This is a genomic window from Nitrospira sp. CMX1 (assembly GCF_054902215.1).
On the sequence record NZ_JBUBKD010000038.1, the window covers coordinates 1 to 4,999 of the forward strand.

A 4,999-nucleotide genomic window follows, 5' to 3' on the forward strand; every position below is an offset into this window, starting at 1 on the left:
ATTCCATCCTTTCTGTCTGTTTCAACAGAGTTTTGACACAAATTTGTCACACCTAGTCTGTACATCAATCGAATCAGGCAGTCATGTCTCCGATGAAAATACAGTACCTGAGCCATCCTCATCAGAAGACAACGCAGCCCACAAGAAACAAAAGTAGCCCCCTCGACTCGGCATTTGAGAAATGCATCAACATGATCATTCCTCAGATCGCCCAGTGAGTAGCAATTGCCTCCCCCATCCCTCTGGATATCCCACGCCAAGCCTGTTCTGTTTACATGCTATCGGATTTACGGTCAGGCCAGTGCTGCCAAAATCCCTAAATGCCCGCACAGAGGGAACCCCGTGTCCCTGTACCCATGCGGGTTGCCATACCAGTGCTATGAGAACACGGTCGGGGCATGTCGCCTAGCGACGGCACCTCCCGTGCGTCCTTACCGTGAAAAGACTTCGAGGATTTCATCCAGGGAGCGGATCGTCCCCAACAACAACGGATCACCAAACCGCTTATTATGGCGATTCTCCTTCACCTTCAATAAGCCGATCACCAGATTGTTGAAGTCGTCCAGTTTTGCCGTCTCAAAATAGGTGATGAAGTCCAGGTCATCCAGCCCGCTGGAATGATACAGCTTGCGCTTGACGGTTTTGAGATATGCCACTGTCGCATCCGTATGCTCCTTCATCAAAGCGGCACGCGGATCGTGCGGCATCATCCACCATTCAGCATCTTTGCGGATAGGAACCACCAGGACATACGGACTGCTCGGAGGTGGAGGAGTTTTCAGTTCAGTCTTCAACTCTTCAGGAAAACTCGGGACATAATTTAACGCCTTTGTAATTCCGTTGAACGTGTCGGTGTTCTTCAACGCTTTCCCGAACGTCGTGCCCATGAAGTCGATCAGAACATTCTGGTTGTGACTCATTTCCTTGGAGTGAATCCTCAGGAAAAAGTCAGCTTTCTCAGATAATCCTCGCAGCAAGTACGTATCGATGGTCATTTGCTCTGAATACTTCTGGAACACACTTTTTGCCTCCGCCACGGCTTTCGTCCGGGCATCGCGATCCAGTTTCCACCACTCGTCCCCAACCTTGAAGACGGCGAAGGTGGCATAGATCCCGGGTTCCTTCAATAACTTCTCCCGATCCGCTTCAGCACCAGCTATTTGCGCACAAAGCATGAAAGTCAAAACCATCACGGCGAGGATAGATCGCTGTCGCATCACTTCTCCTTAGGCATAAGGCTGTCCCATTGTCGGAACCGGTCCCGCTTAGTGTGAAATTTTCGCGGCGAGCACATCGACTTGTTCGATTTGTGGGGGTTTAGCCAACAGATCAGGAGCTTTCGCCATCAGGGCGGCCGCAATCTGCCCAGCCAGGTGCGCTTTACGCCCCGCCTCGTCAGCAAAGGCATCGAAGATGCCAAATGTGGTTGGCCCTAACTTTAGGGCAAACCAAATCGGTGTGGCGGCTTCCTGATTTGCCAAGGCAAGGCCACCTTCGAGAAAGCGAGCCACCTCCGCTTCCTTGCCTGGCTTGGCCTCCAACCGCACTAGCAATGCCACTCGTACCATGTTTTCCATCCTTTCAGAAATTAACTAATTGCTATGCGCATCCTAGCGTGTGAGTTAAGGATTGGTCTATTGGCAATAATGCCAATTATGCTACAGTTCTCGCCATGCGAATTTACATCGTGGCACTACAGAACACCTTCGATACTGGCTTATCGACTCTTCTTGATACCTTCAGCGTGGCAAATGAACTCGCAGCATCTTCGAAAGCATTGACGACGCGCTTCGATGTCACCATCGTGGGTGTCCGATCCCGAGTGACCACGAGTCACGGCCTGTCGATCCCGGCAAGACGAGCAACGGGACTGGCTCATCCCGATATCGCCCTGGTGCCGGCCGTGGGGGCGAAGATGCCCGATACGTTGTCCCGCCTTCTTGACCAACGAGAGATCGTGGACGCACAAAGCCTCCTGCGGCACTGGTTCCAGCGGGGCACCATACTTGGGGCTGCCTGCACGGGCACGTTTATCCTTGCAGAGGCCTCCCTACTCAACGGCCATCATGCGACGACTTCCTGGTGGCTGGCTCCTTTCTTTCGTGAACGGTATCCCCAGGTAGTACTGGACGAGTCGCGTATGATTGTCCACTCGTCACCCTTCATCACTGCCGGAGCCGCGCTGGCGCATCTCGATCTAGCATTGTGGCTCGTGCGCCACCGTAGTCCCGCATTGGCGGCCCTGACTGCCCGTTACCTTGTAATTGACCCGAGACCAATGCAGGCGACCTTCGCCATTCCTGACCACCTGGCTCACGCAGATCCATTTGTGGAGCGGTTCGAACGATGGGCCCGCCGTCGTTTGGGTGACGGCTTCTCGCTCCATGATGCCGCCCGTGCCGTGAGGACAAGTCCACGAACATTGACGCGTCGGCTGCACGCCGTGATCGGGAAATCTCCGCTTGCCTACTTCCAGGATCTTCGTGTCGAGCGCGCCGTCCATCTGCTACAGACCAGCAACCATAGTGTGGACCAGATTGCCGACCGGGTAGGCTATGCAAGCGGGGCCACGTTGCGAACCCTCATCCAACGGAAAATTGGACGCGGCGTACGTGAGCTGAGAGCACGGGTCTAGTAGTTGTGCAAGATTGGAGGTTGTTTCATAACTTACCACTTATGAAACAAGGTACTTGCAGAGAATAATGGAGAGACAATCCACTTTTCCGAGGCAGCGACTCATCTGCATTGCCACTCACGGATAGGGTTGCTCGGCGAGCTGGTTGATCTTCGGCTTGCGCGAAAACCAGAACTCGGCACGAGTACTAGAATACATCCAACGACAATTCCCAAAAATACTTTGAGTCGGCCCATTGGTCCTCAGATTAACTGAATATCCAACCGTCTTTATACATCAGCAGTAGAAGAGAGGAGCAGAATAGTTTATACGAGCTTGGAGGTTGTTACAGAGGTTACCACTTACATAGAAAACGACCTTATCGGTCACGATCGTTTCCTCGGTTCCGCTCCATGTCCGGAGTACGGCCTCGTCCCCCGAGATAGCGCACCAGATCCACAGCGAGCTGCCGGTCTGCTCCTTGATCAGATCGTGCGAGCGTCTTCAGAACCTGCTCGTAGTGGTGCATGACCTCCCGCTGCTTCCTTGGCATGTGGGTGACTCGTCGCTGACGATCGAGCACCTTCGCCTCGGTCGTGCGATCACGTAGATGCTGAACCTTCCACCGTTCCTGTGTCGTACGGTGAATTCGGCTCGTGGTCGTGGCCTCAATGCCATGTTCGCGTAACGCCTCCGCAAACCCCTCCCGCCACCGTTGCAGATCAGCCTTTCTTGGATTGAGCCGAATCCCATCGAGACCTGCCGCTTTCACCGTCAGGTGGACATGCGGATGCGGAGAGGGATTCGGATCCGGATCAGTCTCGAACGTGTGGAGCACCATCGCATACTGAAATCCGGAGAACTCCCGGTTGGCAAAGTCACGCGCCGCCCGTTGGACGGATAGCGGATCGGTCTGTGTCGGCATGGAGAGGACGAGATGAAAGGCGTCGCGCATCGTCGAGTCGGCGGCGATCGGCATGCCGCCGTCGCGCCATTCGGCTTTCAGATCGGCCACGGCCTCCTTCCCAAGAACGACCTGACCATCCTGGTCTTCAATCTCGAGTTGGCCATCCCGCGAAATGTAGGTGAGATTGTTTGAGATGCCCTTCATCCCCTTCGGCGCCCTGACGAGTTTCACCACGACTTGTGGCGAGCGCCGAACCATAGCTTGTAACTTCTGCCGCACATAGGTCGCCCGAGCCTGTGACGTGCTGAGCCGTCCGCCAGTACTCGTGAACTTGGCGGAACTCAGACGAACAGTCCTCCTGGACCTCGGTCGTGGGAGGGTCTCGGTTGAGACATTGAAAAGCCGACTCCCCCACTCATCCAACTTCTGGTCAATCTGGCTGCTTGTCGAACTCATTGGAGGTGCCAGCGCTCCACGGTCCCGCGTAAGAGATCCGCCACCTTCTTCGTATGGGCTTGGATCACGCGGGAGAGTTCGGTGATGACCTCGACCCGAAAGGCTGTCTGGTTCTGGGGAGCGGTATTCAAGACCTTGGCAATCTGATTCAAGTTCCTGCCCAGGGCAAGCAGTTGCTGATTGGACCGGGCCAAAGTCTCCAATTCCGGCTGTCCGACCTGCGGCTGCCCGCTCAACTTGGTCCGCACCATCGCCACCAGCCATTTCGTCGGCACATAGCCTTCGTAACCCGCCATTTTCTTCAGGGCGGCGAGCTCTGATACTGTCAGGTTCAGTTCGATGCGAGCGGTCGCTCGTTCTCGCTTCGGGCTGATGCGACTCCGAGGCGTAGGGGCCGGGGTGGCTCTCCGATCCATGGTCTGCCGAATGGCGTTCCGCAACGCATGGCTCGGTGTGAGTCCGTGGGCCTGACACCAGGCCTGCCAGGGCACCTTCAGTTCCCCCAAATCCACAGTCACCGTGGTCGTCCGTTTCGCCCGCTCCCCCATCAACTCACCCCTACCAGCCTAAATTTGGCCACCCCGCGCCCCTCCCCAAACCGGTGTCGAAGTCTGGCTATCGGAGGGTCACAGAACAGTCGCACAAGGATACGATAAACCCATAATGTAAGACAACTACGGGCAACAGCCATATCCTGCAAACTCTACAAACTCTAAAGAAAGGGATAAGAAGAAAGAAAAGAAGAAAGAGATCTAGGCCCCCCAACCTCTTGAAATAGGGATACAAGGTTCAAACAAAGGAGGGTTGAGAAGTCCATGCTATTGCTAGGGGTTTCCCTGCTATTTGCTGCAATATTGGCCGGTTGCTACTCATAAGCGCTGAGGAATCGCTGGCTGCTTGTATGTCCCCTTGCGAGCCTGTCTACGAGGGCGAGGTTGGCTCTAATCTTGACAGGATCGAGCGAACACTCTACGCTCGAAGCCACAGGTATGAAGGCAGCCATGAGACCCATTCTGGAACAA

Annotated in this window: 5 protein-coding genes; 1 reads left to right on the forward strand and 4 read right to left on the reverse strand. The window is 55.0% G+C overall.

The annotated features are described in order from the left end of the window. Positions 1-431: 431 nt before the first annotated feature. The gene (locus ACYX34_RS09615) at positions 432-1,217 is read right to left on the reverse strand and encodes a chlorite dismutase family protein (RefSeq protein ID WP_173045353.1); all 786 of its coding nucleotides are present in this window, start codon (positions 1,215-1,217) and stop codon (positions 432-434) included. 48 nt (positions 1,218-1,265) lie between these two features. Beyond that, entirely contained in the window at positions 1,266-1,568 is a 303-nt protein-coding gene (locus ACYX34_RS09620; RefSeq protein ID WP_173045355.1) for a putative quinol monooxygenase, read from the reverse strand. 104 nt (positions 1,569-1,672) lie between these two features. Here ACYX34_RS09620 and ACYX34_RS09625 point away from each other — a divergent pair, with 104 nt between their 5' ends. Beyond that, positions 1,673-2,635, forward strand: coding sequence for a GlxA family transcriptional regulator (locus tag ACYX34_RS09625; RefSeq protein ID WP_462076340.1), 963 nt, complete (start codon positions 1,673-1,675; stop codon positions 2,633-2,635). A gap of 358 nt (positions 2,636-2,993) precedes the next feature. Here the strand turns inward: ACYX34_RS09625 and ACYX34_RS09630 are convergent, their stop codons facing one another. Together ACYX34_RS09630 and ACYX34_RS09635 are read right to left on the reverse strand one after the other, a co-directional pair. Then, the gene (locus tag ACYX34_RS09630) at positions 2,994-3,977 is read right to left on the reverse strand and encodes a relaxase/mobilization nuclease domain-containing protein (RefSeq protein ID WP_462076341.1); all 984 of its coding nucleotides are present in this window, start codon (positions 3,975-3,977) and stop codon (positions 2,994-2,996) included. Next, positions 3,974-4,525 (reverse strand): hypothetical protein, encoded by a 552-nt coding sequence (locus ACYX34_RS09635; RefSeq protein WP_462076342.1) that lies wholly within the window; start codon positions 4,523-4,525, stop codon positions 3,974-3,976. Before ACYX34_RS09635 ends, ACYX34_RS09630 begins: the two co-directional genes overlap by 4 nt. Positions 4,526-4,999: the final 474 nt, after the last annotated feature.

Coding starts and splice junctions, on each gene's coding strand:
- ACYX34_RS09615 (WP_173045353.1), bottom strand. CDS start 1,217: ATGCGACAGCGATCTATCCTCGCCGTGATGGTTTTGACTTTCATGCTT.
- ACYX34_RS09620 (WP_173045355.1), bottom strand. CDS start 1,568: ATGGTACGAGTGGCATTGCTAGTGCGGTTGGAGGCCAAGCCAGGCAAG.
- ACYX34_RS09625 (WP_462076340.1), top strand. CDS start 1,673: ATGCGAATTTACATCGTGGCACTACAGAACACCTTCGATACTGGCTTA.
- ACYX34_RS09630 (WP_462076341.1), bottom strand. CDS start 3,977: ATGAGTTCGACAAGCAGCCAGATTGACCAGAAGTTGGATGAGTGGGGG.
- ACYX34_RS09635 (WP_462076342.1), bottom strand. CDS start 4,525: ATGGGGGAGCGGGCGAAACGGACGACCACGGTGACTGTGGATTTGGGG.